Annotated in this window: 30 protein-coding genes, 2 tRNA genes and 1 riboswitch; of the genes, 25 read left to right on the forward strand and 7 right to left on the reverse strand. The window is 53.9% G+C overall.

The genetic code is table 11. The features are described from left to right. Window positions 1–372: 372 nt before the first annotated feature. Window positions 373–1,167, reverse strand: a complete 795-nt coding sequence (locus IDH45_RS16315) for an alpha/beta fold hydrolase (protein ID WP_190929194.1) — start codon at window positions 1,165–1,167, stop codon at window positions 373–375. A 155-nt stretch (window positions 1,168–1,322) separates the two neighbouring features. Between IDH45_RS16315 and IDH45_RS16320 the strand changes: the two genes are divergently transcribed. Both IDH45_RS16320 and IDH45_RS16325 read left to right on the forward strand, forming a co-directional pair. Then, entirely contained in the window at window positions 1,323–1,835 is a 513-nt protein-coding gene (locus IDH45_RS16320) for a sigma-70 family RNA polymerase sigma factor (protein WP_190929195.1), read from the forward strand. After that, window positions 1,819–3,015, forward strand: coding sequence for an anti-sigma factor (locus tag IDH45_RS16325; protein ID WP_190929196.1), 1,197 nt, complete (start codon window positions 1,819–1,821; stop codon window positions 3,013–3,015). The genes IDH45_RS16320 and IDH45_RS16325 overlap by 17 nt, the downstream gene beginning before the upstream one ends. 53 nt (window positions 3,016–3,068) lie before the next feature. On the opposite strand, the gene IDH45_RS16330 is transcribed toward IDH45_RS16325, so the two are convergent. The 5 genes from IDH45_RS16330 to IDH45_RS16350 all read right to left on the reverse strand — a co-directional run bounded on the left by IDH45_RS16330 (window position 3,069) and on the right by IDH45_RS16350 (window position 4,183). Then, a tRNA-Pro gene (locus IDH45_RS16330) sits at window positions 3,069–3,142 on the reverse strand. A 23-nt stretch (window positions 3,143–3,165) separates the two neighbouring features. Continuing rightward, window positions 3,166–3,240: transfer RNA gene (locus IDH45_RS16335), tRNA-Arg, on the reverse strand. A 165-nt stretch (window positions 3,241–3,405) separates the two neighbouring features. After that, entirely contained in the window at window positions 3,406–3,621 is a 216-nt protein-coding gene (locus tag IDH45_RS16340; RefSeq protein ID WP_317891221.1) for a cold-inducible protein YdjO-related protein, read from the reverse strand. A 12-nt stretch (window positions 3,622–3,633) separates the two neighbouring features. Further along, entirely contained in the window at window positions 3,634–3,840 is a 207-nt protein-coding gene (locus IDH45_RS16345; protein WP_190929197.1) for a hypothetical protein, read from the reverse strand. Window positions 3,841–3,961: 121 nt separating this feature from the next. Then, window positions 3,962–4,183 (reverse strand): hypothetical protein, encoded by a 222-nt coding sequence (locus IDH45_RS16350; RefSeq protein ID WP_190929198.1) that lies wholly within the window; start codon window positions 4,181–4,183, stop codon window positions 3,962–3,964. Between the two features lie 454 nt (window positions 4,184–4,637). Here IDH45_RS16350 and IDH45_RS16355 point away from each other — a divergent pair, with 454 nt between their 5' ends. The 4 genes from IDH45_RS16355 (at window position 4,638) to IDH45_RS16370 (ending at window position 9,327) form a co-directional block, all read left to right on the forward strand. Continuing rightward, window positions 4,638–5,678: a GIY-YIG nuclease family protein gene (locus tag IDH45_RS16355; RefSeq protein ID WP_190929199.1), complete on the forward strand. Its 1,041-nt coding sequence runs from the start codon at window positions 4,638–4,640 to the stop codon at window positions 5,676–5,678. 118 nt (window positions 5,679–5,796) lie between these two features. Beyond that, the gene (locus IDH45_RS16360; protein WP_190929200.1) at window positions 5,797–6,486 is read left to right on the forward strand and encodes a Crp/Fnr family transcriptional regulator; all 690 of its coding nucleotides are present in this window, start codon (window positions 5,797–5,799) and stop codon (window positions 6,484–6,486) included. Window positions 6,487–6,784: 298 nt separating this feature from the next. Continuing rightward, on the forward strand, window positions 6,785–8,260 hold the full coding sequence (locus IDH45_RS16365) for a methyl-accepting chemotaxis protein (protein ID WP_190929201.1): 1,476 nt from the start codon (window positions 6,785–6,787) through the stop codon (window positions 8,258–8,260). Window positions 8,261–8,385: 125 nt separating this feature from the next. Next, entirely contained in the window at window positions 8,386–9,327 is a 942-nt protein-coding gene (locus tag IDH45_RS16370) for an aldo/keto reductase family protein (RefSeq protein WP_190929202.1), read from the forward strand. Window positions 9,328–9,511: 184 nt separating this feature from the next. Here IDH45_RS16370 and tadA read toward each other — a convergent pair whose 3' ends face one another. Continuing rightward, complete coding sequence (tadA, locus tag IDH45_RS16375; RefSeq protein WP_190929203.1) at window positions 9,512–10,015, reverse strand: tRNA adenosine(34) deaminase TadA; 504 nt, start codon at window positions 10,013–10,015, stop codon at window positions 9,512–9,514. 719 nt (window positions 10,016–10,734) lie between these two features. On the opposite strand from tadA, the gene ychF reads away from it, so the two are divergent. From ychF to atpA, 19 genes are all read left to right on the forward strand, one after another. Beyond that, window positions 10,735–11,835, forward strand: a complete 1,101-nt coding sequence (ychF, locus tag IDH45_RS16380) for a redox-regulated ATPase YchF (RefSeq protein ID WP_190929204.1) — start codon at window positions 10,735–10,737, stop codon at window positions 11,833–11,835. 84 nt (window positions 11,836–11,919) lie between these two features. Continuing rightward, window positions 11,920–12,987, forward strand: a complete 1,068-nt coding sequence (gene prfA, locus IDH45_RS16385) for a peptide chain release factor 1 (RefSeq protein WP_190929205.1) — start codon at window positions 11,920–11,922, stop codon at window positions 12,985–12,987. 7 nt (window positions 12,988–12,994) lie between these two features. Continuing rightward, a complete protein-coding gene (gene prmC / locus IDH45_RS16390) occupies window positions 12,995–13,888 on the forward strand; it encodes a peptide chain release factor N(5)-glutamine methyltransferase (RefSeq protein WP_190929206.1) in 894 nt (297 codons plus the stop codon). A gap of 73 nt (window positions 13,889–13,961) precedes the next feature. Continuing rightward, a complete protein-coding gene (gene spoIIR, locus IDH45_RS16395) occupies window positions 13,962–14,753 on the forward strand; it encodes a stage II sporulation protein R (protein ID WP_190929207.1) in 792 nt (263 codons plus the stop codon). 128 nt (window positions 14,754–14,881) lie between these two features. Beyond that, complete coding sequence (locus IDH45_RS16400; protein WP_190929208.1) at window positions 14,882–15,952, forward strand: L-threonylcarbamoyladenylate synthase; 1,071 nt, start codon at window positions 14,882–14,884, stop codon at window positions 15,950–15,952. Window positions 15,953–16,020: 68 nt separating this feature from the next. Beyond that, on the forward strand, window positions 16,021–16,587 hold the full coding sequence (locus tag IDH45_RS16405; RefSeq protein WP_190929209.1) for a manganese efflux pump MntP: 567 nt from the start codon (window positions 16,021–16,023) through the stop codon (window positions 16,585–16,587). A 97-nt stretch (window positions 16,588–16,684) separates the two neighbouring features. Continuing rightward, entirely contained in the window at window positions 16,685–17,266 is a 582-nt protein-coding gene (locus tag IDH45_RS16410; protein ID WP_190929210.1) for a low molecular weight protein arginine phosphatase, read from the forward strand. A gap of 102 nt (window positions 17,267–17,368) precedes the next feature. After that, window positions 17,369–17,449, forward strand: a riboswitch (ZMP/ZTP riboswitch). Between the two features lie 169 nt (window positions 17,450–17,618). Continuing rightward, window positions 17,619–18,077 (forward strand): ribose 5-phosphate isomerase B, encoded by a 459-nt coding sequence (rpiB, locus tag IDH45_RS16415; RefSeq protein ID WP_190929211.1) that lies wholly within the window; start codon window positions 17,619–17,621, stop codon window positions 18,075–18,077. Window positions 18,078–18,126: 49 nt separating this feature from the next. Next, window positions 18,127–18,744, forward strand: a complete 618-nt coding sequence (locus IDH45_RS16420; protein ID WP_317891222.1) for a TIGR01440 family protein — start codon at window positions 18,127–18,129, stop codon at window positions 18,742–18,744. 242 nt (window positions 18,745–18,986) lie between these two features. Beyond that, window positions 18,987–20,234 carry a serine hydroxymethyltransferase gene (gene glyA, locus IDH45_RS16425; protein WP_190929213.1) on the forward strand — a complete coding sequence of 416 codons (1,248 nt, stop codon included), beginning with the start codon at window positions 18,987–18,989 and terminating at the stop codon, window positions 20,232–20,234. 284 nt (window positions 20,235–20,518) lie between these two features. Then, window positions 20,519–21,148, forward strand: coding sequence for a uracil phosphoribosyltransferase (gene upp / locus IDH45_RS16430; protein ID WP_190929214.1), 630 nt, complete (start codon window positions 20,519–20,521; stop codon window positions 21,146–21,148). A 22-nt stretch (window positions 21,149–21,170) separates the two neighbouring features. Continuing rightward, complete coding sequence (gene wecB, locus IDH45_RS16435; protein WP_190929215.1) at window positions 21,171–22,313, forward strand: non-hydrolyzing UDP-N-acetylglucosamine 2-epimerase; 1,143 nt, start codon at window positions 21,171–21,173, stop codon at window positions 22,311–22,313. 180 nt (window positions 22,314–22,493) lie between these two features. Next, window positions 22,494–22,727: an AtpZ/AtpI family protein gene (locus IDH45_RS35285; protein WP_397327080.1), complete on the forward strand. Its 234-nt coding sequence runs from the start codon at window positions 22,494–22,496 to the stop codon at window positions 22,725–22,727. Continuing rightward, complete coding sequence (locus IDH45_RS16445; RefSeq protein ID WP_190929217.1) at window positions 22,720–23,097, forward strand: ATP synthase subunit I; 378 nt, start codon at window positions 22,720–22,722, stop codon at window positions 23,095–23,097. The genes IDH45_RS35285 and IDH45_RS16445 overlap by 8 nt, the downstream gene beginning before the upstream one ends. A gap of 36 nt (window positions 23,098–23,133) precedes the next feature. Continuing rightward, window positions 23,134–23,910: a F0F1 ATP synthase subunit A gene (gene atpB / locus IDH45_RS16450; RefSeq protein ID WP_190929218.1), complete on the forward strand. Its 777-nt coding sequence runs from the start codon at window positions 23,134–23,136 to the stop codon at window positions 23,908–23,910. A 96-nt stretch (window positions 23,911–24,006) separates the two neighbouring features. Further along, complete coding sequence (gene atpE, locus IDH45_RS16455) at window positions 24,007–24,222, forward strand: F0F1 ATP synthase subunit C (RefSeq protein WP_190929219.1); 216 nt, start codon at window positions 24,007–24,009, stop codon at window positions 24,220–24,222. 109 nt (window positions 24,223–24,331) lie between these two features. Beyond that, window positions 24,332–24,820, forward strand: coding sequence for a F0F1 ATP synthase subunit B (gene atpF, locus IDH45_RS16460; RefSeq protein WP_190929220.1), 489 nt, complete (start codon window positions 24,332–24,334; stop codon window positions 24,818–24,820). Further along, window positions 24,817–25,359, forward strand: coding sequence for a F0F1 ATP synthase subunit delta (locus IDH45_RS16465; RefSeq protein WP_190929221.1), 543 nt, complete (start codon window positions 24,817–24,819; stop codon window positions 25,357–25,359). The genes atpF and IDH45_RS16465 overlap by 4 nt, the downstream gene beginning before the upstream one ends. A gap of 25 nt (window positions 25,360–25,384) precedes the next feature. After that, complete coding sequence (atpA, locus tag IDH45_RS16470) at window positions 25,385–26,899, forward strand: F0F1 ATP synthase subunit alpha (RefSeq protein WP_190929222.1); 1,515 nt, start codon at window positions 25,385–25,387, stop codon at window positions 26,897–26,899. Window positions 26,900–26,938 lie beyond the last annotated feature (39 nt).

The raw sequence follows: 26,938 nt of genomic DNA on the forward strand, positions 1-26,938 counted from the left end.
TGAAGAACATCGGAAAGCCGTATGCGGGAAAACCGCACGTACGGTTTGATGAGGAGGGGCTGGTAATCCCAGCCCTTTACTCTACTATTTCCCTGAACAAGACCGGAAACCGACCAGATTCGGAGTAATAAGGGGTACAAACCGCTCTTAATCTTTAGCATTGGGCTGAAATCTGCCGAATAAGGGTCTCAAACCGCTCTTATGACGCCAACACTCCAGAACGTACGCCTTCGGAACGGCACGAAAGGTGGAATCCAGCAAACCCAACAAATCCAACAAACTTAGTCAATCCTGAGTCCGTGCCCGTCCGCCGCCGTACAGCACCAGACAACCAGCCGATTCGCTTCTATGTCCGACCAGCGCCGTATTTCGTCAGCCCTGCACGGCTTCCACGAAAGTAAGCAGTTCTTGCGCAAGCCGGCTTGGCCGTTCCATCATACTCATATGGCCGCTGTCCTTGATCAAAACCTGTTTGATCGAGTTGCCCGAGACCGAGAACGTCTTCTCCGGTTGAATGATCTGATCCGAACCGCCGGCCAGAAGCAATACCGGGCACGAAGCGTTCTTTATAACCTGATTCCGGTCGGGCCGTTCTCTCATCGCTTCAAGCGTTAAGACGGCTCCTTCCGGCGGAGTGATGTAGCCGATCTCTTTCGCTTCGGCAACTTTCCCTTTCATCGTTTCTACGTGATCCGGGGCGAACAGCTTCGGAATTAGTCCGTCGATAAACGGAACGATGCCGGAATCGAGTACGGTTTGGATCGATTTCAGGCGATTTTCTTTGCCCTTCTCGTCGTCCGGGAAAGCGGTGGAATGGACGAGCCCAAACGCTTGAACCCGATCCGGATGTCTCTCCGCCCCTGCAAGCGTGATATAGCCTCCAAGCGAGTGGCCGATCCATACCGCTTTCCCGACGTTTAATTGACGCAGCAGCTCCGCCATATCGTCAGCAAACGACTCGATGGCATACGGAGCCGCCGGGACTCCGGATTGTCCGTGACCGGGCAGATCGGGTACGATGACTCTGCATCCTTTCAATAACGGCACGACTTCATCCCAGTAATGGGAGCTGCCGCAAAAACCGTGCATCAGCAAGACGGGAAACCCGGTTCCTTCGTCTCTGTAGCGGATTTCGATGGAGCGTTCGGACAGTTGTATCGTATTCATCAGCATTCCTCCCGCATTTATTTTCTCCATGCTACCCAAAAAGAATCAGAAAAGCAAAATGTGCGCGAGCCAAGATTAATTACCCTTTTCCCATTTGTTCAAAACGTCCGTAACTTTCCAAGCTTTCATTCGTGGATACTAGGGAGGGGGAGCGAATGGAGACGAACAGTTTGGATTCCATATACCGTAAGTATGTCAAAGACATCTTTCGTTACTTGCGCTCTCTCTGTCGCGACGAGCATGCAGCGGAGGTTTTGCTGCAGGAAACGTTTTACCGGGCCTATCTGCATTTGGACGATTGCAAGGAAGATAAAATCAAGCCGTGGCTGTTCCGGGTCGCTTACCATGCGTTTATCGACTACATGCGGAAGGAAAGTCGCAGCTCGGTGTACGGAACGGATTACTTTCAACGTCTGGCCGATCGCGATACGCCGGAAACCGCCGTTCTCCGCCAGGAAATCTGGACGGAAATCGGAAAGGTTGTAGCCGGACTGCCGGACAACCAGAGGCATGCAATACTGCTGTACGATTTCCACCAGCTGTCTTATCAGGAGGCTGCCGATATTATGGGCATCCGGTTGTCCCATTTCAAAATCTTACTGTTTCGGGCCAGACAAAAGCTAAGAGAGTACGAAGAGTGGAGGAATCCGGATGAGCGAGGATTTTAAGCGAAAGCTGAAGCAATATGCGGAGGGCAGCCTGCCGGAAGATGAACGTGAAGAAGTGGAGCGGGAGATCGAGAAGCTGGAGCTGTACCAAGGCTACTTGGAGGAGCTCACGGAAAGTGTCGATTACAAAAGCGGAATACGGGGCGGGCGGCAGGCGGAACCGTCTGAAAGCGAGAACAAGCGGCAGCTGCGGAAGGAAGCCAATATTATTCGCAGAGGGAAATGGAAGGCACGCCTGTCCAATGCCCTGACGCTGCTTTCTTTGTTAATCGCTGTGACATTCGTCAGTTCCGCCTGTACGGCGCTTTTTTACAGTATGGGAGAGCCGGACCGTGTGGATTTATACAGAGACGTCGTATCGTCTGCGATCGCCGTTACAGAGCCTAATGTCGAGGTTCATCTGAACGCGCAGGGCAACGCGTTTTTTACGATGGATTTGAAAGGAGAACTCGTCAAGCAGATCGGAGACGCGAGGGTATCGGCGGGAGATTACTCGATCAGGTTTTTGCTTAATCGTACGAATGGCCCGGTCCTGTCATGGAAGGAGCGAAATACGAACGGACGCGGGTTTGCAAGACTTCCCGACTCCAGCACCTACAACGGGGATTCCGAATGGTCGATTCTCGAAAAGCTGCCGGAAGGTACCGTGTCGGAGCTGTATTTCTCGCTGGACCGGCTGTACGAGACGGAAGATCTGCTGAAGCTGCTGGAATCCCGAAATCTGACGCCGCTCTGGTTCGCCGTAGATAACGGCCAGGACAACTCAGGCAGAAGTTGGGTGAGTGATCCCATCGGCTTTCCCTATATGCCGATCTGGCACCATGACGATAAGAAGCTGGAAAGTTATTCGGAGGAAAAACGCGGCTTATTCAGCAAGGTTACGTCGAGCCTCTCTTCTTATCCGCAAGTACAAGCTAATGGCGACGGAGAGCTGCGCAACGATAATTTTAAGAAAACGTTGTACTTGTTGAGAGAGTACAGAGCGATTACGAAAAAAGCAGCCCCCTTCATGAAACTGGATGAAACGATTGGCTATGTGGAGCAGCATGGCGTCAAGCTGTACGGGGCGGTAGTCACCGGTCCGACCAAGGAGTTGCTGAAGCTGAAGCAGGAGCCCTGGGTGAGAGCGCCCCGGGTTGGGGAAGTGCGTCTATGGAACTGGAGGGATAGAGGGCATTAAACGAAGACAAACAAAAAAACGCGGCAGAAATGCCGCGATAGGATGTACAAGTATCGGAACGACAGGATTTGAACCTGCGACCTCTTGGTCCCGAACCAAGCGCTCTACCAAGCTGAGCCACGTTCCGTCAAGCTATGGTGGATTGATAAGCGCGCCACGGCGGGATTCGAACCCACGACGCACAGTTTAGGAAACTGTCGCTCTATCCAGCTGAGCTACGGGCGCATGTGAAAGAAAGATGCAAGGATTAATATAGCACAAGGTTGAGGGGAACGCAAGATCGTGTTTGTAATAAGGAAGGAAATTAAATGACCTCCCCAAGCGAAGCGGCGAATCGCCGGAACGAATGCAAAAGCCCCTGCCTAACCGGCAAGGGGCTTACCTGCATCGTCACGATTTGACGGTAGTCAGCTTCGGCAGCATTTTGGTTTCTAGCACCATTTCTTTGCTGCAGATCGGACAGGAAGGGCTCTCCTCGAACGCAAGATCGACCCTCATCCAACACGTGCACGAAGTATCGGAACATTTCCACACCGGAGTTTCGAACAAGGGAAACGGGCTCGAATTCCGCGGGAACCCTTTTTCCATATAGGATTTGCCGCTCATACAATCACCTTATCACTCGGAAGCCGCCTCGGATTTCCGTTCGTATTTTTTTAACTTCTTCTTGTTGCGGCACAGCTTGCATACTTGCCATACCGTACCGTCGTCTCGGGTAAGCTCGTGAACGAGTTTCACGCCTGTACTGGAACAGTTGGGACACGTGCCTCTTGTGCTTGGCTGCTGCTTCGGCAGCACTTTGATTTTCGGTTTTCTGGACGACATCTCTCGTCTCCTCCTTGTATTCGATAATAGGGATGAAGGGGAGGAGAATAGAGTCCGGCGGCATCAGCTCCCTCTTTCAGGCAAGGGACGAACCAAAATTGCAGGCTGCTGTCGACGATTGTCATCCGGATCTCTTTACGGCTTGTGCATCCGGCTCGGCGCCGGGTTTTGCATGATACACAATCATAATGCTTCTCTTTATGAAGGAGTGCGGTTCACCGGTTTGGATCAGCGCGTACTTGGTTTCGATATACTGACTGGCCTCCAGGGTGTCTAGAAACCGGTTTGCTTTTATTTCAGCAGAGGCATGCAACGTATCCGTAAACGTTTTAATCTGGATCATATTCACACGCGTCCTTATCAGTTAATTCGTCAAGCAAAAGGATTCTGAACGTCGCGCCCTGTCCGCCGGGCTTTGGAAAACGGCTACCCGGCTTGTATGACTAGCGGAACATGGCACCACCTCCTTCACATCCATTAAATGTAAACTGCCATATATAAGCGCAAAGGCACCCCGTTTCAGAAATGAAACGGAATGCCCAGTCCTACCACTCGTATTGCATTTATTATCTCCCGCCGTCTCACAAATGTCAACATTACTGGGATATGGAACCATTTAATGTAAGCTGGGGTAAAAAATAAAAACCAGCGGAAAGGAGGAAGTCAAGAACGGCAGCCGAATTGCTAACAGATACAGGACAGACCCGGAATTTGAAGCAGGGAAGGAGGGGCATGCGGTGGGAAGCCCGTTCCGTTTCGAACCGAGCCTATATCCCGAGGGACCGGGATGCTACTTGATGTTTCATGAACACGGCCAACTGCTGTATGTCGGAAAAGCGATCAATTTGCGCAAACGATTGGCGTCTTACTTCCATTCCAAGCCGGACCGGGAGAAAACGGCCAGACTGGTGCAGCAGATCGCCTCCATCGAAATTATGATCGTCCGGAATGAAAACGAAAGTTTCTCGCTGGAGACTAATCTGATCCAGCACTACCTGCCTCCGTATAACCGGTCCAAAAAAGGAGAGCCCTCTGTGTATCCGTACATTGCGGTCACGCGGGAGCCGCTTCCCCGTCTCGTTGCGGTCGATAAGGACCGTCTAACCCCGCAGTCGAAGGCGGAGAGTTGCGGAGACGGAGAGCTGATCGGACCGTTTCCGAATCCGGTATTTCGCAATTATTCGCTGGAGTTCGCGATCGCCCGTTACCGGCTGCGGACATGCGAGCCTTTAGAGCGGCGTCTGTGCATGCGCTACTATTTCGAAACTTGCGGAGGCATCTGCGAGCAGTTGGAGTCGGCCGAGCAGTACGCCGAACGTGTGGTTGGTGCTGCTCGGCTGCTGTCGGACGCCCGGGCGATTCCGGCAGAGATGGTCACGGCCATGGAGGAATGCTCGGAGAAGCTGCAATTCGAGAAGGCGAAGGAGCTGTACACGAGATCCAATACGCTAAAAAGCATGCTGGATGATCAGGCGGTTAACATCCCCCGCGATTTTTGCCAGATCGTCTTGTTGTTTGACGGCGATATACTGCTTGCGGCTCCGATCGAATACGGGATGCTTCGCAGCCGTTTCGTGGAGCGTCGGGTAGAGGAACCGGTGCCGGAAACCGGGGAGTGGGCGGAGGAGCTGCTCCGGATGGTCCCGTCCGAAGGCCGTGTCGAGATCGTCACGAACGATGCGGAACGTGCAGAGCCGCTCAGGCAAGCTGCCAAGAGCCGGGGGCTGCCCGCCAAAATAACGGTTCCGGTCAAGGGACCGAAACGTCATCTGCTGGATATTTGCGAGCGGAATATGACGTACCGCAGCGGGCTTCGTATGGAGCAGAGCGTTGTATGAGGCGGGGAGCAGCGGGCTTGACGCGAAGGAGGAGATCTATACCAAAACCGGCGCTTCATGGTATGATAAGGGGTGCAGGAGTGGACACTGAATACGAAGAGAAGAGGGGATTATTTCCATGGAGCAGGTGGCCGCTCTCATCCGTAAGATTCCTTTGTTCCAAGATTTGAACGAGGAGGAGCTGAAGAGCATATCGGCCCTTTTTTTCGAGCGGAAGTATAAGAAAAATACGATTTTGTTTCTGGAAGAGGACGAGGGCGAAGAACTCTTCATCGTCAGGTCCGGAACGGTCAAAATATACCGAATCGATAACAACAAGCAGATCACGCTCGCTCTGTTCCGAAGCGGGGATTTTTTTGGCGAGATGTCGATCATCGAGAAGGGCAGCACCCGCTCGGCCAATGCCGAGACGCTTGAGCCATGTGTTATTTATACGCTCAAACGGTCCACCTTTTACGAATATGTCGACCGCAATCCGGGGTTGTGCATGAGACTGCTGGAAATTACGATGAATCGGCTTCGCCGGGCGAACGAGCAGATTCGCAATCTGACGTTCCTCGATGTACGCACCCGCGTCTTAAAGATCGTGCACCAGCTCTCCAAGGAGTACGGGGAGCCGAAGGCGGGAGGGGTCATCCAGATCTCGATCAAGCTGACGCATCAGGAAATCGCCAATATGGTCGGTACGGTGCGCGAGTCGGTTACGAAAGTATTGCAGGAACTACAGGATGACCGGATCATTAGCATCCGCAACAAGATGATTCGTGTCGAAAGCATGGAAGGGCTGGTTAATAAAATCGTCGATTAGAGTCAATTTCATACCGGGCGGCTGCCGGCTAATACGGTACGGTCGCTGATCGCGTTATGAGATTGACTCATCCGGTATAAGAGGGCTAATAAAACGAAACTCGACTGTAAAGTTGTCGTCGAGATTATTGAAAGCGTTAGCATATTCGACTAATTTCGAGTAGGCTAGGTACAATTTCACAGTTTATCCTATGAATGAAAAGGAATTGCCAACGGCCAACTCCTCTTTTTCAAGCCACATCATTAGTTCTGAATTTGTACAAGGTATAAAAAACTACGATTCGGCAGGAAGTGACATCATGGACATTCAAAAGTCGATTAAACTGCAAGTCATGAGGAGAAAAAACACGGTCGTTTTTATCGCATTGGCCGTAACGTGTCTCCTGGCGTTAACGAGTATTTTGGCTCTGTCGGGCGCCTCCCGGGATGCGGGCAATTCGGGACTGCTTATGGGCTTACTGATCGGGCTGTTAGCCGTATTCGGTTTTTTGCATTTTACGAAACGGTACCCGTACGTTCTGCCTTACATAGCGATTATCGGCAACACCGCCATTTCGTTCACCACCGCTCTGCAAAGTGAGTCCATCGGCAATATTTTCAGCGTATACTACGGGCTGTTGCTGGGTGCGGTGTATATGAGCGTATGGCCAACCGTAGTCAGTCTGGCAGCCAGTTCCTCCTTGCTGGCTTATTTTCTGTTGGCTCAACATACGGTCCCGGGCATAGCCGGTAACGAAACGACGATCCTCATCTACTACGTGCTGATCTGCTCCATGATCATCGCTTTGCTGAGTACGGCTATGCATATGAGCAGAAGAATGGAAGCGTTCGGGATCGAGACGGTCAAGCTGTTGTCCCAGCAGAAGGAGGACAAGGAACGGCTGCTGGAAGGCGCGTCGGCCATCTCGTCCAATATGACGTTAATCGCCCAAGCGAGCGTAGAGAACAATGCGTCGTTCACAGAGATGAATACGGCGTTCCAGGAAATTGCCGACGGTGCGAACAGTCAGGTCGACTCTACGCTGTCCATTAACCGTTCGGTTCAGGAGACCGGGCATAAGGTCAACGGCATGCTGCAATCGATCATCGAGCTGAAGCACAAAACGGAAGGTGCGAGAGATCGCAGTATGGAAGGCAGCGACAAGATGGATACGATGTTCCGGGTGACGACGGAATTCCAGCAAAGCATCGAAACGATGTCAAACACGATCGCCGAGCTGACCGGGACGCTGCAGGAAGTCACGTTATTCAACGAATCGATTCACCAGATCGCGCAACAGACCAACCTGTTGTCGCTTAACGCCAGCATCGAAGCTGCCAGGGCGGGGGAAAGCGGCAAAGGCTTCGCCGTCGTAGCCCAGGAAATTCGCAAGCTGGCGGAGATGAGCCGACGGTCGGCGGAGGAAATATCGGAGAAGCTCGGTGAAGTATCGAAGCATGCCGCGGCTACAAGCGGCAATATGAGCGTCATCGCTGAACAGATGAAGCACAATGCGGCTACTGTACTGGAGACGCGACAATCGTTCCAGGAGATCAGCGAATCGGTTACCGAGCTTAATGAGATGTCGGTCGGTTACTCCGAGATGATGGAGTCGATCCGAAGCGCTACCGAATCGATCCAGGAATCGACCGAGCATTTCGCTGCGGTAAGCCAGCAGTCCTCGGCCACCTTGGAGGAGCTGTCGGCTACACTGGAGACGCTGCTTAAGCAGAATACGCAAATGCAACTGAACATTCGCGAGACGGATGAGAAAGTGAAACGGATGGTCGTCTAATTTGCGGCGGACAATCTGCCGTTAGCTGTGGGCAGGCATCCGGGCGGTATGCTACAATTGGGGGAGAGCCGGGACGTTCGGGTTCCGGTTTTTGGCTATAGAGACGGTTCGGGAGGGATAAGAGGATGCAATACCGGAGATTGGGCGGGTCCGGGCTGAAAGTAAGTGAGATCAGTCTGGGCAGTTGGCTGACGTACGGCGGTTATGTGGAGGAGCAAAATGCGGTAGGAACGATCAAGCTTGCTGTCGAATCGGGCATCAACTTTTTCGATACGGCCAACGTGTATATGAAGGGCGAGGCCGAGCGCGTAGTCGGCGAAGCGCTACGCGGCTACCAGCGCAATTCATACGTTCTGGCGACCAAAGTATGGGGTCCGATGGGCGACGGTCCGAACGACCGGGGGTTGTCGCGCAAACATATTATGGAGCAATGCGAAGCAAGTCTGAAGCGGCTTGGGATGGAATATATCGATTTGTATTACTGCCACAGTATCGATCCGTCGACGCCGATCGAGGAGTCGCTGCGGGCGATGGACGATCTGGTGCGGCAAGGCAAGGTGCTGTATGTAGGGGTCAGCAACTGGACGGCTTCGATGATGACCGAGGCGGTCGGGATTGCGGACCGCAAGCTGCTCGACCGGATCGTAGCGAGCCAGCCGCCTTACAGTATTCTAAGGCGGGATATCGAGCAGGAGATCATTCCGGTCGGTACGAAGTTCGGCATCGGTCAAGTCGTCTATTCGCCGCTCGCACAAGGGGTGCTTTCCGGCAAATACAAGCCCGGAGCCGAAGTGCCTAAAGACAGCCGGGCCGCGAGCGCAGGACAAGCGATACAGCGTTACCTCACTGCGGATAACCTGACTCGCGTGGAACGCCTTGGCGAGGTGGCCGCCGAGCTGGACTTGACGCTGTCGCAGTTGGCGCTTGCTTGGGTACTGCGCCAGCCGAACGTCTCGAGCGCCATTATCGGAGCGAGCCGCCCGGAACAGATCGAGGAGAATGTGAAGGCGTCGGGAGTCGTTTTGCCGGCTGAGGCGCTGAAGAAGATTGAGGCTATTTTAGCGTAAGCGATTTCGCCCGATCAGAATGTCTGCTCCGTTTGAGATTTTCATGCGGCAGGGGCAGGCAGCTGCGGCGATAGCTGCACAACCGGAGTATAGGCCGTTCACCTAGATAGAAGGTGGCGGCCTTTTCGCAATAGCTCGGGATATTGGATTATCATCGCGAACGCTACACCTACAGGCTGCTTGCTTATGCCGGTTCGATCGGAGCAGCCGCCTCAGCCGCCGGCTTCCCCCTCAAGCTGCGGAAAAAGTCAGTGAGCAGTCCGGCGCACCGCTCACGCAGAACCCCGTCTACAAGCTCCGTCCGGTGATTGAACCGTTCTTCCTGCAGCAGATTCATCAGAGTTCCCGCACAGCCCGCTTTCGGATCGGGGGTCCCATACACGACGGTTTTGACGCGCGCCTGCACGATCGCCCCGGCGCACATTGGACACGGCTCAAGCGTTACGTACAGCGTGCAGTCCAGCAGCCGCCAAGCGCCAAGCACTTCGCTCGCTTCCCGGATGGCGATCATCTCCGCATGGGCGGTCGGGTCATGCGTTGTTTCCCGCAGATTGTGTCCCCGGGCGATAATTCGCCCTTCCTTGACGATCACCGCCCCGATCGGAACTTCCTTCAGCTCCTCCGCCTTTTTCGCTTCCTTTATCGCTTCTTCCATCCATAACTCGTGATTATCCTCATAAGAGTCCATCGATTCGATCCTTTTCCGTTCCGTTATTCCCATGTGGATAGCGGGCGTCTAACGGCGAACATTTATTCTTGTTAACATGCTGTGGATAAAGTTGTGCATAAGTCGTTCGGAGCTGTAGATAACAACGGTGTGGCTGGGGATATTGTACCACAAATATACGCTTTCTCATCATTTTAGGGCAATATCTTCCTGGAAATCAAGGCTGGCGTTGGCAAGTAGTCCGGATGAACGGACTCAAGGCCCATTCGTCCTCCGGATAAGCTGAAAATCGCCGTCGAGCCTCGTCGAATCCGTATTGGCGGGCCTAATAAAGCGTTTAGGACAGCGGATAAAGCGGGAAGTGGCGGCAACGCCGAGTGTTCGGCGAAATCGTAAGATAGGTCTGACCATATGCATGAAAATAGGAAGCGGACGCACTTCAACCGGTAGAGAAATTTCGTAAAAATAGATGGGAAGTTCAAAATATTCAGACATTGTTGCTAACATGTGGATAACCTTTGGATAAAATGAGGATAACATCCACAGACCTGTGAATAGACTGTGGATAAGGAGCCGTTTTCTGCCATGCCGGGGATACAACGGGTCCCGGCAAAATGCCCTGCTGCGCGATTTTTTCCCCAGCTCTCTTCCTTCCAGCCGGAGCCTGATTGTATATAGTCCGGGCGTGCTATATAATGATGGGAGTATTCAGATTGGAAGATGAGGAGTTGTTTCGTTTCATGGCATTGAAAGCAGGCATAGTCGGACTTCCGAACGTCGGCAAGTCGACCTTGTTTAACGCAATTACCCAAGCGGGTGCCGAATCGGCCAATTATCCGTTTTGTACGATAGATCCGAACGTAGGCGTTGTAGAAGTACCGGACGAGAGACTGCAGAAGCTGGCCGACATCGTCGTTCCGGACCGGATCGTTCCGACCGCTTTCGAATTCGTCGATATTGCCGGTCTTGTCAAGGGAGCGAGCAAGGGAGAAGGACTCGGCAACAAATTCCTCGCTCATATCCGCGAAGTCGATGCGATCGTGCACGTCGTCCGCTGCTTCCAGGACGATAACATCACTCACGTATCGGGCAAAGTCGATCCGATCAGCGACATCGAGACGATCAACCTCGAGCTGATTCTCGCCGACATCGAGTCGGTGGAGAAGCGGATCGACCGTTCCCGCAAAAATATGAAGGGCGGCGACAAAAAGTACGCCCAGGAAGTAGAAGTGCTCGAGCGGATCAAGACGGCGTTGTATGAAGATAAGCCGGCCCGTGCGGTCGAGCTGTCCGACGAGGATAAATTGATCGTACGCGATCTGCATCTGCTGACGATGAAGCCGGTCTTGTACGCGGCGAACGTAAGCGAGAGTGAAGCGGCTAACGCCGACGGTAATCCGTATGTGGCCAAAGTGCGCGAATACGCGGCTATGGGCGGTGCGGAAGTCGTGCCGATCAGTGCGAAGGTCGAATCGGAGATCGCCGAGCTGGAGGGCGAAGACAAGGAGCTGTTCCTGGAGGAGCTGGGACTGCAGGAGTCCGGTCTGAACCGGTTGATCCGCGGCGCTTACAAGCTGCTCGGATTGTATACGTATTTTACGGCGGGCGTTCAGGAAGTGCGTGCTTGGACGATCCGCAAAGGAACGAAGGCACCTCAGGCGGCGGCTGTCATTCATACCGACTTCGAACGGGGCTTTATCCGCGCCGAGGTTGTCTCTTACGACGATCTCGTTACGAGCGGCTCGATGAATGCGGCGAAGGAAAAAGGCCAAATGAGGCTTGAAGGGAAAGAGTATGTGGTACAGGACGGGGACGTCATGCATTTCCGTTTTAACGTGTAAGTTGCGGGGTCGCCCCCAAAAGAGTTCGAACTGGCCTTCTACGGCGTTCTACCCTTTTGGGAGGAACAAGGAGGTGAAGGCGGAATGTTAGATCGGCTGCAGGCACTGGCGGACCGGTACGAAAAGCTGAGCGAGCTGCTCTGTGATCCGGACGTCGTTAACGATTCAAAGCGACTTCGGGACTATTCGAAGGAGCAATCCGACTTGCAGGACGCCTATCAGGCGTATACGGAATATAGAAGCGTCTCCGAGCAGTATGAAGCGGCCAAGCTGATGCTTGGCGAGAAGCTGGACGATGAGATGCGCGAACTGGTCAAGATGGAGCTCGACGAACTGACGGAACGGAAAGCCGAACTGGAATCGTCCATTCAAGTGCTGCTGCTGCCCAAAGATCCGAACGACGACAAAAACGTTATCGTCGAAATTCGTGGTGCGGCTGGCGGAGACGAAGCGGCCTTGTTCGCGGGTGATCTGTATCGGATGTACAGCCGCTATGCCGACGGGCAGGGGTGGCGTACGGAAGTGCTCGATACGAGCATGAGCGATCTGGGCGGATTTAAGGAAATCGTCTTTATGATCAGCGGCAAGGGCGCCTACAGCAAGTTGAAATACGAGAGCGGCGCGCACCGGGTGCAGCGGATTCCGGCGACGGAATCGGGAGGGCGTATCCATACGTCGACCTCGACTGTTGCGGTTATGCCGGAAGCGGAGGAGATCGAGGTGGACATCCACGAGAACGATCTCCGGATCGATACGTTTTGTTCCAGCGGTCCCGGAGGGCAGTCGGTGAACACGACGAAGTCGGCGGTCCGCATTACGCATCTTCCGACCGGACTCGTCGTCTCCTGCCAGGACGGAAAGTCGCAGAACTCGAACAAAGATAAAGCGATGCAGGTGCTGAGAGCAAGACTGTACGACAAGCTAAAGCAGGAAGAGGATGCGAAGTATGCAGGCGAGCGGAAAAGCAAAGTAGGGACGGGAGATCGAAGCGAGCGGATCCGCACCTACAACTTCCCGCAGAGCCGCATTACGGACCATCGGATCGGGCTGACGCTGCACAAGCTGGATCAAGTGCTGAACGGCGATTTGGAAGAAATCATTTCTGCGCTTACGCTGGAAGCCCAGTCCGAGCTGCTGGAAAAAGGAGAGTAAGGCGGTTATGAACGATACGCAATTTGCCGCTGCAACGACGATCCGGGAAGCCTGTTTGCAGGCTTCTTCTTTTTTGCTTGAGCAAGGCGTCCAGGATCACAATTCGGCCGCGGAATGGCTGCTTCAGCACGTGCTCGGGGTAAGCCGCAGCGAGTTTTTTATGCGCTGGAACGAGCCGTTCCCTGAGGAGTGCCGGGACCGTTGGAGCGAGGTGCTGACGCGGAGGGCGAAGGGAGAGCCGGTGCAATACATTACAGGGGAGCAGGAATTTTACGGGCTGCCGTTCCGGGTTACTCCGGCCGTCCTCATCCCGCGTCCGGAGACAGAGCTGCTGGTGGAGCGGATCGTCGCGGTCGGCCGCCGGTTGTGGCCGGATGGCCGACCGCTTGTCGCCGATATCGGCTGCGGAAGCGGGGCGATTCCCGTCACGATAGCCGTCCAATGTCCTTCCTGGGCCGTGACGGCTACCGATATATCGGCCGATGCGGTTAAGGTTGCCCGCTCGAATGCGGCGGCCAACGGAGTGGGCGACCGTGTCCGGTTTTACGGAGGGGACTTGCTGGAGCCGTATATTCGGGAACGGATCACGATCGACATTCTGGTATCGAATCCGCCTTACATCGAGAGCGGCGATATGCCGCACCTTCAGCCGGAAGTGAGGGAGCACGAACCGCATCTCGCATTGGACGGAGGGCCTGACGGCTTGCGGTTTTATAGGCGCATTGTGGAGCAGACCGGAGAGCTTCCTTCGCGGCCGGCGGTTATCGGATTCGAGGTCGGCAGCGGACAGGCCCGTCAGGTGGCGGAGCTGATCCGGGAAAGCGGCGGCTGGGAGCGGATCGAGATCGTGAACGATCTGGCCGGCATCGAGCGTCATGTGATAGGTTCGCCAAAAATTTAATAGATTCATAGTTTAAGACCCCTCGCGTCTGTCCATACTGGGTACCAGGAAGACGAAAGAGGGGTTGTTACTTATGGTGAAACGGTTGCCTTTCCGCTCTTATTGGTTAGTAGGATTTGCACTTATCGTTATGATGACATGCTGGGATTCGAACCGGACGCAAGCGGCTCTGCTCGAGTCGGGCATTCCGGAGGAAGCGATCCGGCTGCGTATATTAGCCAATTCCGACGCTCCAGACGATCAACTGGTCAAGATGCTGCTGCGGGACGAGGTTTCGCGTGAGATAAGCAGATGGGCTGGCGAGCCAAGCAACATTGAAGAGGCCAGAGACGCCGTTCGGGCTCATCTGCCGAAGCTGGAAGCGCTCGTACAGGAAGTGCTGACGCACAACGGGTACAGCTACGACTACAAGGTCGAGCTTGGGCAAGTACCGTTCCCGGCCAAAATGTACGGCAATCAAGTATATCCGGCAGGCAACTACGAAGCGCTCCGCATTACGCTGGGCAAAGGGGAAGGGCAAAACTGGTGGTGCGTTCTGTTCCCGCCGCTCTGCTTCGCCGGAGCTAAATCCGGCACCGCGGCAGCAAAAAAGACGGAAGAGCCGAAGGAAGCTGCAGCAGCAGCGAAAGCTGGCGACCAAGCGGGTACGAGCAAGGCGAGCGCAGCTAAAACCAATACAAGCAAGGCCGATACCGGCAAGAAAGAAACGGGCAAAGCGGAAGCCTCTAAACCGGAAGCAGGCAAGAAAGACGCCGGCAAAGCAGCCGCTTCGGACGAAGATGGTGCAGAAGAACCGGAGCTGAAGTTTTTCGTATGGGAAGTGCTGAAGAAAATGATCGGTTCGGTGAAAAGCGCAGTGGCCTAATATCCTCTATTATTATCTACAAGCTTGGCAGTGCTTATCGAATGCGGCGTGACAGTCCTGCGTATCCGCGCTATAATGGCAAGGACAATAATCGGGAAGGCCGGACCCCCGAACACGGTAAAGCAGGGATGAAACGAATGAATACGACGATATGGAAAGTACAATCGGATGCGTCCTCGGCGCATCCTTTCTTGACAGAAGCGGGAAGCTGGATAGCTCGCGGACGTACGGTCGCGTTTCCGACGGAAACGGTATACGGCCTCGGTGCCGATGCCGGAAATACGGTGGCGGTGGAAGCGATTTTCGAAGCGAAGGGCCGTCCGTCCGACAATCCGCTGATCGTGCATATAGCGGATGAAGAACAACTGGACGCTCTGGCCCGGCACGTTGACGACACGTCTCGCCTGCTGATGCGGGCTTTTTGGCCGGGGCCGCTCACGCTGGTGCTGCCGGCCAAGCCCGGTGCGGTGTCGCCCCGCGTCACGGCGGGACTGTCCACGGTAGCGGTGCGGATGCCCGCCCACCCGGTCGCGCTCGCGCTGATCCGCGCGGCCGGATGTCCCGTCGCGGCGCCGAGCGCCAACCGTTCGGGCCGACCAAGCCCGACGCTGGCCTCCCACGTCCGTGACGATCTGGACGGCCGCATCGGCGGCATCGTCGACGGCGGCCCGGCCGGAGTCGGCGTCGAGTCGACGGTCGTCGTCGTCGAAGCCGGCGGCAGCCGAATTCGCGTACTGCGGCCGGGCGGCGTTACGGTTGCCGACATGCGCCGCGCTGCGCCCGGCGTGGAAGTGACGGTGGAGACGGCGGCTGAAGAAGCGTTCGCCCCCCGTTCGCCGGGAATGAAATATACCCATTATGCGCCGCAGGGCAAGCTGACTCTCGTGCAGGGAGAACCCGGGGAAGTGGCCGCGTATATTCGCCGGACGCTGGCGGAAGCGAAACAGTCCGGCGAGCGGACGGGGGTATTAACCACCGCGGAGCGTACGGAACTGTACGAGGCCGATCGGGTCGTCCGCTGCGGCCGTGAAGACGATATGGAAGCTGCCGCCAGGGAGCTGTACGCCGCACTGCGGCAATTTGACGAAGCGGGGATTACGCTAATATGGGCCGATGGGTATACGGCTTCGGACGGGATCGGACTCGCCGTGATGAACCGGCTGAACAAAGCGGCCGGCCACCGGATCGTACAAGTATGACAAGCTAGAATGTTTCCCGGATTGTCCGCATATGTTGGTTAGGAACATTGTGGACACGGGGGGATATCATGACAGCGCTGGCAACTGCGGCCGAGATGGGGCAACTGATTACGATAGTCGTTATGGGCATTGCTCTCGGGATGGACGCTTTTTCCCTCGGAATCGGCATCGGTCTAAGAGGGGTTCGGCTGCTGGATATTGCTAGAATCAGTTTGATCATTGGGTTGTTCCATGTGGTCATGCCGCTCGCCGGCATGTTCATGGGGCATTATCTGGGCTCGCTGCTCGGCGATGTCGCGACGATGACCGGCGGAGGGCTTTTGGTGCTGCTGGGCGGACATATGATTTTCAGCTCGCTTCGGGGCCAAGAGGTAAAACCGATCGATCATCGCACGTTATGGGGACTGAGTTTTTTCGCATTCAGCGTCAGCATCGATTCGATGTCGGTTGGCGTATCGCTCGGCATGTTTTCCACCGACCTGGCTTTCACCGTCCTAATGTTCGGTTTGTTCGGGGGCGTGATGTCCGTATTCGGCTTGCTTCTTGGCCGTAGGGCGGGGCACTGGGTCGGAGAGTATGGGGAGGCGCTAGGAGGAGTGATCCTGCTGGCCTTTGGTATCCGATTTTTGATATAAACGAATGCATGAGGTACAATAGATGCGTAATCTGCCGGTCGTGGCTGCCTAACTACACTTGACTGACATGTAGAAGCGGGAAAGCGGGGGGAGACGGATGTACGAACGGATCTTATTTGTATGTACGGGCAACACGTGCCGCAGTCCGATGGCGGAAGGGTTATTTCGCAAGCTGGCGGCGGAGGCGGGGCTGAACACGGATGCCCGTTCGGCGGGCGTATCGGCATGGGACGGTTCGCCGATCTCGAAGCATTCCGCCAACATTTTGCGGAGCCGGGGATTTGCGGGTAGTTTGACATCAAGCGCGCTCACCGGAGAGACGATAGCTTGGGCGGATCTGATTCTGACGATGACGACCGGGCACAAGCAGACGATCCTTCGCCGGTATCCGGAATCTGCGGATAAAGTGTACACGCTCAAAGAGTTTGCCGAGGACGACCCTTCGGTTACGGAAACGGTAGCGGAGCAGCAGCGGTTTCACTCCGAGCTGCAAATCAAGCAGGCGCTCGGACAGACGATTACGGAGGACGAGCTTCGCCGGGCGAAGCAGCTTGGGCTCGGGATGCCTGATTTCGATATAGCCGACCCGTTCGGCGGGGACCAGGAAATCTACGAGCAGTGCGCCGACGAGATCGAATCTTATGTCGTGAGGTTGATACGCAAGCTTGCGCAGGGCTGACTCCGGGCGAGCAGTTGCCCGCCCGGAGTGGCAGCAGGTGCGGAGACGGGTCTTCCGTCTTTACAGCGCTGACAGGATGCGTTATGATACAGGTAAGAGTAAGGACTCCGATGTAACTGGCGACAAGTGGAGATTACCACAATGGAGCATCGGGGAATACGGCCGGTCGCCTGGGCAAAGAGCAGCGGCGTTTCCACGTGGAACGCAAGTCATGCTCTTTTTTCGCTTTCCGTCGGTTATACTAGTACAAAGTCAAAGCTGACGGCATATCCCGGAGACGGGGCGTGATCGCCGGCGGGCATTTGAACTTGTACCAGGCGCAAGTCTAACTTCAGGAACGGAGGTAGCACGAATGAAAATCGCAATCGGTGCGGATCACGCGGGTTTCCGATTGAAGGACGAGATCGTGGCTGTACTAAAATCGGAAGGGCATGAGGTGGAGGATTTCGGCTGCAATTGCTCCGATTCCATCGATTATCCGGACTATGCTGTGCCTGTGTGCGAGAAAGTGGCTGCGGGAGAGGCGGATCGGGGAATCCTCATATGCGGAACGGGGATCGGCATGACGATCGCCGCCAACAAGGTGCCGGGCATCCGCTGCGCGCTCGTGCACGATTTGTTCTCGGCTAAAGCGACCCGTGAGCATAACGACTCGAACGTGCTCGCTATGGGGGAACGGGTGATTGGACCTGGGCTTGCGCTCGAAATTGTGAAGGTGTGGATCGGAACCGATTTTTCCAAAGGACCGCGGCATGAAAACCGGATTCGCAAAATCAAAGAGCTTGAAGATAAATACGCGCTTCATCCATAAAGCCGGTAAAATGGCTCGGCTGAAGCAGACGGAAGGGGAGCGGCTTTCCGTGAGTAGCAAGCAGAAGGAAGAAGGGCTGAATCTGGCCCGGATCGGCAAAGACGTAGAGCAGGTTCTTCGCGAACTGGTGCAGGCGGGCGGCATACGGCCGGGCCAGATCGTCGTGATTGGGACAAGCACAAGTGAAGTGATCGGCCGGCGGATCGGAACGTCCGGCACCGGAGCGGTAGCGGAGCATATTTTTCGGGCTGTCGATACCGTGCGGCGGGAAGCCGGCTTTTATCCCGCCTTTCAATGCTGCGAGCATCTGAACCGCGCGCTTGTCGTAGAGCGGGAAATGCTCCGCTCCTATCCTCAACTGGAGGAAGTATCGGTTGTACCGGTGGGCAAAGCCGGCGGATCGATGGCCGCATACGCCTACCGCCATCTGCAGGACGCTTGTGTCGTCGAAACGATCGCAGCACATGCCGGATTGGATATCGGCGATACGCTGATCGGCATGCATCTTCGCCGCGTTGCCGTTCCGGCACGTCCGTCGGTAAGGACGATCGGTCATGCTCACGTCAACATGGCCTATACCCGTCCGAAGCTGATCGGCGGGGTGAGAGCCGTATACGAGCTGGAACAGCCCGATCCGGAGGACGGCGGCGGTACTTTTTGTGATTAGTCTGCAAGTGCGAGTTCAAAAAGTCCGGTTTTCAGCACCGAGAAGATGGGGTGAAGCTAGGAAATGAGGAGCGGAGCGTAGTGGGAGCTACGAGAGCACCGGAAGTTCCGGCTGAATTCCATATTCGATGTCGAGCAGGCTTCCTGATCTGCTTCGTGATCAAAAGTGGACTTTTTGAACAACCTTTACAAGATTTTATTATTATACACTTTACTACTATATAGCGGGAGGAACTGAATATTATGGAACATTTGCGTAAAGCCGATCCTAAGATTGTAGAAGCGATGAATTTGGAGCTGGGCCGTCAGCGCGACAAAATCGAGCTGATCGCTTCCGAAAACTTTGTCAGCCAGGCCGTTCTGGAAGCTATGGGAACCGTACTTACCAATAAATATGCGGAAGGATATCCGGGCAAACGTTACTATGGCGGCTGCGAATACGTGGATATCGTCGAAGATATCGCTCGCGACCGCGCGAAAGAGCTGTTTGGTGCAGAGCATGCCAACGTTCAGCCGCACTCCGGCGCTCAAGCGAACCTGGCGGTTTATCTGGCGGCTTTGAAACCGGGCGACACGGTACTCGGTATGAATCTGGCCCATGGCGGCCATTTGACTCACGGCAGCGCGGTTAACGCATCCGGTATTTTATATAATTTCGTAGCGTACGGAGTCAGCGAGACGGATTCCCGCATCGACTACAACGAAGTGCGCAAAGCCGCTTTTAAGCATCGTCCCAGAATGATCGTAGCCGGAGCAAGCGCATATCCGCGCATTATCGATTTCGAAGCGCTCGCTTCGATCGCGAATGATATTGGAGCCTTGTTCATGGTCGATATGGCTCACATTGCAGGTCTTGTTGCTGCGGGTCTTCACCCGAATCCGGTTCCGCACGCACACTTCGTGACCACAACGACTCACAAGACGCTTCGCGGTCCGCGCGGCGGGATGATCCTGTGCCGCAAGCCTTGGGCGGCAGCGATCGACAAAGCTGTATTCCCGGGCACGCAAGGCGGTCCTCTGATGCATATCATCGCCGCTAAAGCGGTAGCGCTCGGCGAAGCGCTGCAGCCGGAATTCAAAACATACGCGCAAAAGGTCGTCAACAACGCAAAAGCGTTGTCCGAAGCACTTCTCGCTGAAGGACTCGATCTGGTGTCCGGCGGCACGGATAACCACTTGATGCTGATCGATCTGCGCAATATCAATCTGACCGGCAAGGACGCTGAGCATCTGCTCGACGAAGTCGGCATTACTTGTAACAAAAACGCCATTCCATTTGACCCGAACAAGCCGATGCTTACAAGCGGCGTACGCGTCGGCACGCCGGCCGCTACTGCCCGCGGCATGGATGAAGCGGCGATGAAAACGATCGCGAAAATCATCGCGCTTACGCTTAAAAACCCGACCAGCGAATCGGCTCATAACGAAGCGCGCGGCCTGGTGAAAGACTTGACCGCTCAATTTCCGCTCTACGCGGGACTTGGCTATTAAAATGATAAGCAATCCGTTGAAGGGGACCGCTAACTTGCGGTCCTCTTTTTTCGTTCGAACGCCGCTTGTAGAATGTGGCCCATCGGATTGAGGAGAATGTAGTAGATCCCGGAATTTAGGGAATGCTAAATGCGGTTTAAAGCGCGCCGGGAGCGGGCAAAAGTTTCGTGCAACGAGATACGTACAGTGATATAATAGACAAGGTTCGCCTTCGACAGGAAAAACCAGATGCAACAAGCATTCGACGCCGATCGTACCGACGGATGCTGCCCGGGAGGACGTTTATGAGCAAGGTTTACGTGTGTGATCATCCGCTGATTCAACACAAAATGACTTACATAAGGGATAAAAACACGACCACAAAAGATTTCCGCGAGCTGGTGGACGAAGTGGCCACGCTTATGGCCTATGAGATTACGCGGGATATTCCGCTTGTCAGCGTAGAAGTGGAAACGCCGGTACAAAAGGCGGAGAGCAAAATCATCTCAGGCCGGATGCTCGGCCTTATCCCCATATTGCGTGCTGGGCTCGGCATGGTAGACGGCATCCTGAAGCTGCTGCCCGCCGCCAAAGTCGGACATGTCGGCTTGTACCGCGATCCGGACACCTTGCAGCCGGTCGAGTATTACGTGAAGCTGCCTACAGATGTGCAGGAGCGCGAGCTGATCGTCATCGATCCGATGCTGGCGACCGGAGGTTCAGCTAACGCCGCTATCGAAGTATTGAAGAAACGGGACTGCAATCAGATCAAGCTGATGTGCTTAATCGCCGCACCGGAAGGTATTCAGGCTGTACAAGAGGCCCATCCGGACGTTGACATCTACGTGGCGGCCGTCGACGAGTGTTTAAACGATCACGGCTATATCGTACCGGGATTGGGAGATGCCGGGGACCGGCTGTTCGGCACGAAATAAACGGAAAAAGGGGAAACGAAGCATGAGCCGCATTCGGGTAATGACGATTTTCGGCACACGGCCGGAAGCGATTAAGATGGCGCCGCTTATACTGGAGCTGAACAAGCGTACCGAGCAGATCGAATCTTTGGTGTGTGTAACCGCCCAGCATCGGGAGATGCTTGATTCGGTTATGGAGATTTTCGGAATTAAGCCGGATTACGACTTGAACGTGATGAAGGAAAGACAGACGCTCAACGAAGTTGCGATTCGCGTCCTCCAAGGACTGGAGCCGGTCCTGAAGGAAGCGAAGCCGGATATCGTGCTGGTGCACGGCGATACCGGGACGACGTTCCTGGCGAGCTATGCCTCGTTTATGCAGAAGATCTCGATCGGACACGTCGAGGCCGGTCTGCGCACGTGGAATAAAATGTCCCCGTATCCGGAAGAGATGAGCCGCCAGCTTACAGGCGTATTGGCGGACTTGCACTTTGCTCCGACGGACTGGTCTGCCGACAACTTGCGTAAAGAAAACAAGTCGGAATCGTCCATCTACGTGACGGGCAATACGATAACCGACGTGATGTCGCATCTTGTGAAGGAAGGGTACACCCATCCGGTGCTCGATTGGGCGAAGGGACGCCGTCTCGTACTTGTAACCGCTCACCGCAGCGAATCGCTTGGCGAACCGCATAGACGGGTATTCCGGGCGATCAGGCGGATCGCCGACGAATTTGACGATATCGCCATCGTGTATCCGGTGCATCCGAATCCTGCCGTTAAGGGACCTGCGCACGAGCTTCTCGGCGGGCACGAGCGGATCAAGCTGATCGATCCGCTGGATGTGACCGATCTGTATAACTTTTATCCGCATACGCATTTCATTCTTACGGATTCGGGCGGCATTCAAGAGGAAGCGCCTTCCTTCGGAATCCCGGCGCTCGTGCTGCGGGATACGACCGAACGTCCGGAAGGAGTCGAGTCCGGGGTGCTGGAGCTCGTAGGAACGGACGAGCAGCTCATCTACGAGCGCGCCAAAACGCTGCTAAGCGACAAGGCGGCTTACGAGCAAATGAGCAAAGCGGCGAACCCTTATGGAGACGGACGCGCTTCCGAGCGGATCGTCGACGCTATTTTGCATCATTTTGGCAAGCGCGAACAAGCTCCTGAGCCATTTCGCATATAATGTCGAGATAAACAGGGAGAACCGTACAGCACAACTGTACACTGTATGGTTCTCCGAATCCGGGAACCGTTGAAGCACAAGGGTTGATGCGTTTCCCGTTCACACAATGTTTGATTTTATATTGATTGACAAACCTCAATTTACTTCGCTAAAATAAATGAGGATTGTAAGGTGTTTCAAATGAGGAATCCGAACAACAATGATAGCCCTTGGCGTTTATTAGGCTGGTTTGGCGTCGCCGGAATGAATGTAGCCATTTGTGTAGTTATCGGGTACTTTCTTGGAAAGTGGCTGTCAGAATGGCTGGGCGGAGGGCCGATTTGGAGCGCTGTGGGTGCACTGACAGGGTTAGTCGTGGGAGTCGTCAACATCGTCTACTTCATTAAGAAACTGACGGAGGAAACAGATGGATGATTTGAATGCCCACCTAAGAATGGTAATGAGAGTATCGCTTCTTTTAATGTCCGCAACTTTACTCTTGTGGGCGAGTATGGTCGATTATCGGTCTTATGCAGCTGGGTTTGCTCTTGGTTTGGTCGTCAGTCTGATCAATACGTATTATTTGGGAATGAAGATCAAACAAATGACCATACTAATAACTAGCCAGACAGGTAAGCGGTTTAATCTCGGTTTTATGACTAGAGCAGCCATGGCTATTCTGGTAGTGATGCTTGCTCATCAGTTGGAAGGAACGAATGTTTATGCGACCGTAGGCGGGTTGTTTACCGCTCAGTTTATAGCCGCATTCGTTGGTATCTTTTCAAGTTTTAAAAGGAAAAAATAGCACGATTCTATCGGTTGAAGGGGGTGAAACCTAAAGATGCATGAATCACCGATTATCGATATCGGAGGCTTTAGACTCGATCTTTCAGTCGTTATTATGCTAGCAGTAACGTCTTTGATCGTATTCGTTATAGCGCGGCTGTCTGTTAGGAAGCTGTCGGTGGAAAGTCCTTCGGGCCTGCAAAACTTTATGGAATGGGCCGTTGAATTTATCCGCAACACCATTGCCAGCACGATGCCGATGAAGTATGGCAAAGCTTTCGTATCACTCGGGATGACCCTGATTATTTTCATTTTTGTAGGGAACATTCTAGGTCTGCCATTTGCCGTGATTACGGAGCATGACAAGCCGGTGGAAGCGATTGCGACGGCGAATTCAGCTGTTTTTGAGGAGTTGAAGGCTGAAGGAGAAGAGCATCCGCACGTAGGGTTGCTTTGGTGGAAATCACCTACAGCCGACCTGGGTGTTACATTCGGACTAGCTCTCGTTGTGTTTGTCATTGTTCACTACTTGGGTTTGACACGCAACCGCAAGCATTACCTGAAACATTATTTTCACCCGTACTGGTTTTTCTTGCCGCTTAATATTATTGAAACAATTGCAAAACCTGCGACACTGGGGATGCGTTTGTTCGCCAATATTTTCGCAGGGGAAATCTTAATATCTACGATCATTAAAGCAGGCTTTTATGGAATTCCGCTGTTGGTCGTGTGGCAAGGATTCAGTGTGTTCATCGGAGCTATCCAGGCTTTCTTGTTTACGATTTTGACGATGGTATACATCGCACAAGCTGCTGTACACGAAGAGCACTAAATCCGAATAAACTCGGCTTTTGGAGCACAGAGTTTCGGCAGCCTGAGATTATATAAATAAACTATACAATTTCAAATTCTGAGGAGGATTTTTCAAATGGCATTCTTAGCAGCTGCAATAGCGGTAGGTTTGGGCGCACTTGGCGCAGGTATTGGTAACGGTATGATCGTAAGTAAGACGGTAGAAGGTATCGCTCGTCAGCCGGAGCTTCGTGGCCCGCTGCAAACAACAATGTTTATCGGTGTAGGTATCGTAGAGGTTGTTCCTTTGATCGGCGTCGTTATCGCGTTCTTGATCATGGCATCCGCTTAATAAGATAGCTACCGTTTGGCGGGGAAGGCCTAAGCCATCCACGCCTTCGTTTTGTAATGAAACTTGTTTGCATATACGGTAACAGCTCTTAGAAGGGAGTGACGAGAACGTGTCAGTACATTGGGAGTCCCTGGTAATAGCGGCGATTGCGTTTGTCATTTTGTATTTCCTTTTGAATAAATACGCTTTCGGCCCGCTGTTTGGCATTATGGAAACACGCGCGAAAATGGTGCAAGACCAGATCAGCACCGCCGAAAAAAATCGTGCAGAAAGTGAAAAACTTCTCGCCGAGCAGAAGGAAGCCATTCAACAAGCCAAAAAAGAAGCTTACGATATAATAGAGCAAGCGAGAATCTCCAGCACGAAAGAAGCGGACAACTTGATTGCAAGAGCAAAAGAGGATTCCGAACGTCTGAAGCAGGACGCGCTGAAAGATATCGAAGCAGAGAAGAACAAAGCCATTGTCGCTCTGCGCAGTCAAGTTAGCGCTCTGTCCGTATTGATTGCTTCCAAAATCGTGGAGAAGCAGGTCGATGAGAAGTCGCAGCAAGATCTGATTAACCATTACCTGAAAGAGGTAGGGGGCAATAAAGTATGAGCAAGGAGACAGTCGTAGCGAAGCGGTACGCCAAAGCGCTATTCGAACTGGCCCGGGAGCGGGGGAAAGTCGCTGAAGTGGAGCAGGAGCTTCAGGCGGTCAGCAATGCTTTGGCCGACAATCCCGAATATGTGAAGCTTTTGGAACATCCGAATATCGGCGCTTCCGTTAAAACATCCATGCTCAAGCAAGTGTTCGAAGGCAAAGTGTCCGAAGAGTTGATGAACACACTTCAGTTGCTTATGCAGCGGGGAAGAGAAGCGATTATCCGCGATCTCGCCGTTCAGTATTCCCTTATTGCGAATGACGCGTTGGGTCAAGCCCAAGCGAAAGTATACACACCTCTTCCGCTGTCGGCGGAAGAATCCGACAAGATTGCAGCGGCATTCGGCCAAGTAGTTGGCAAGAAGATCCGCGTGGAGAACATTGTAGAGCCTAGTCTGCTGGGAGGACTTCAAGTCCGCATCGGCGACCGGTTGTACGACGGCAGCTTGTCCGGCAAACTGCAGCGGATGGAAAAAACGCTGAATCAAGCTTAAATGCCAAAGTTAGGGGTGAAGTTCGTTGAGTATCAGACCTGAAGAAATCAGCACGCTGCTTAAGCAGCAAATCGAGCAATATAAATCGGATATCCAAGTGTACGATGTCGGTACAGTTATTCAGATCGGGGACGGTATCGCCCGTGCACATGGTCTGCAAAACGTTATGGCCGGTGAGCTTCTGGAATTCTCCAACGGCGTCATGGGGATGGCTCTTAACCTCGAGGAAGACAACGTCGGTATCGTTATCATGGGTCCTTACACCGACATTCGTGAAGGCGATCAAGTAAAACGGACTGGCCGTATCATGCAGGTACCGGTAGGGGAAGCTCTTCTCGGCCGCGTCGTTAACCCGCTCGGACTGCCGGTAGACGGCAAAGGCCCGATCGACACGACTGAGTTCCGTCCTGTTGAATCGCAAGCTCCAGGCGTTATCGACCGTAAATCGGTTCATGAGCCGATGCAAACTGGTATTAAAGCTATCGATGCAATGGTTCCGATCGGCCGCGGTCAGCGCGAGTTGATCATCGGCGACCGTCAAACCGGTAAAACGTCGATCGCGATCGACACGATCATTAACCAAAAAGGCAACGGCGTGTTGTGTATCTACGTCGCAATCGGCCAGAAGCAATCCACTGTTGCAAACGTTGTGGAAACACTTCGCCGCAATGGCGCTCTCGATTACACGATCGTCGTAACCGCAGGTGCTTCCGAGCCTTCGCCGCTCTTGTTCCTGGCTCCATATGCAGGTGCTGCAATGGGCGAATACTTTATGTTTAAAGGTAAGCACGCACTCATCATTTATGATGACTTGACGAAGCAAGCAGCTGCTTACCGCGAATTGTCCCTCTTGCTCCGCCGTCCTCCGGGCCGGGAAGCATATCCGGGCGACGTTTTCTACTTGCACTCCCGTTTGCTGGAGCGCGCAGCGAAGCTGAGCGACGAGCTGGGCGGCGGTTCCTTGACTGCATTGCCTTTCATCGAGACTCAAGCGAGCGACGTTTCCGCATACATTCCGACGAACGTAATTTCGATTACCGACGGACAGATCTTCCTGGAGTCCGACTTGTTCAACTCGGGACAACGTCCGGCTATCAACGTCGGTATCTCCGTTTCCCGTGTAGGCGGATCCGCACAAATCAAAGCGATGAAAAAAGTCGCATCGTCTTTGAAGCTTGACCTTGCCCAATACCGCGAGTTGGCTGCGTTCTCTCAGTTCGGCTCGGACTTGGATAAGAGCACATTGGCTCGTCTGAACCGCGGTCAGCGCACGCTTGAGATTTTGAAGCAGGGCGTTAACCAGCCGCTTCCAGTCGAGAAGCAAGTTGTCTCGATTTATACAGCGGTAAGAGGTTTCCTCGACGATATCCCGGTGCAAGACGTCCTTCGTTTCGACCGCGAATTCCTCGCATATGTGGATGCAAACTATCCGCAAATCTATGCAAGCATCCGCGACACGAAAGACTTGACGGCTGATAACGACAAGCAGCTTGTCGAAGCGATCGAGAAGTTCAAAAAAGGATTCTCGGTGTCGGCTTAATGACTAACACAACGGTAGAGCGGCCTAGCGGCCGCTAGA

It is taken from the genome of Paenibacillus oceani (assembly GCF_014705615.1).
Classification (GTDB): Bacteria; Bacillota; Bacilli; order Paenibacillales; family NBRC-103111; genus Paenibacillus_AB; species Paenibacillus_AB oceani.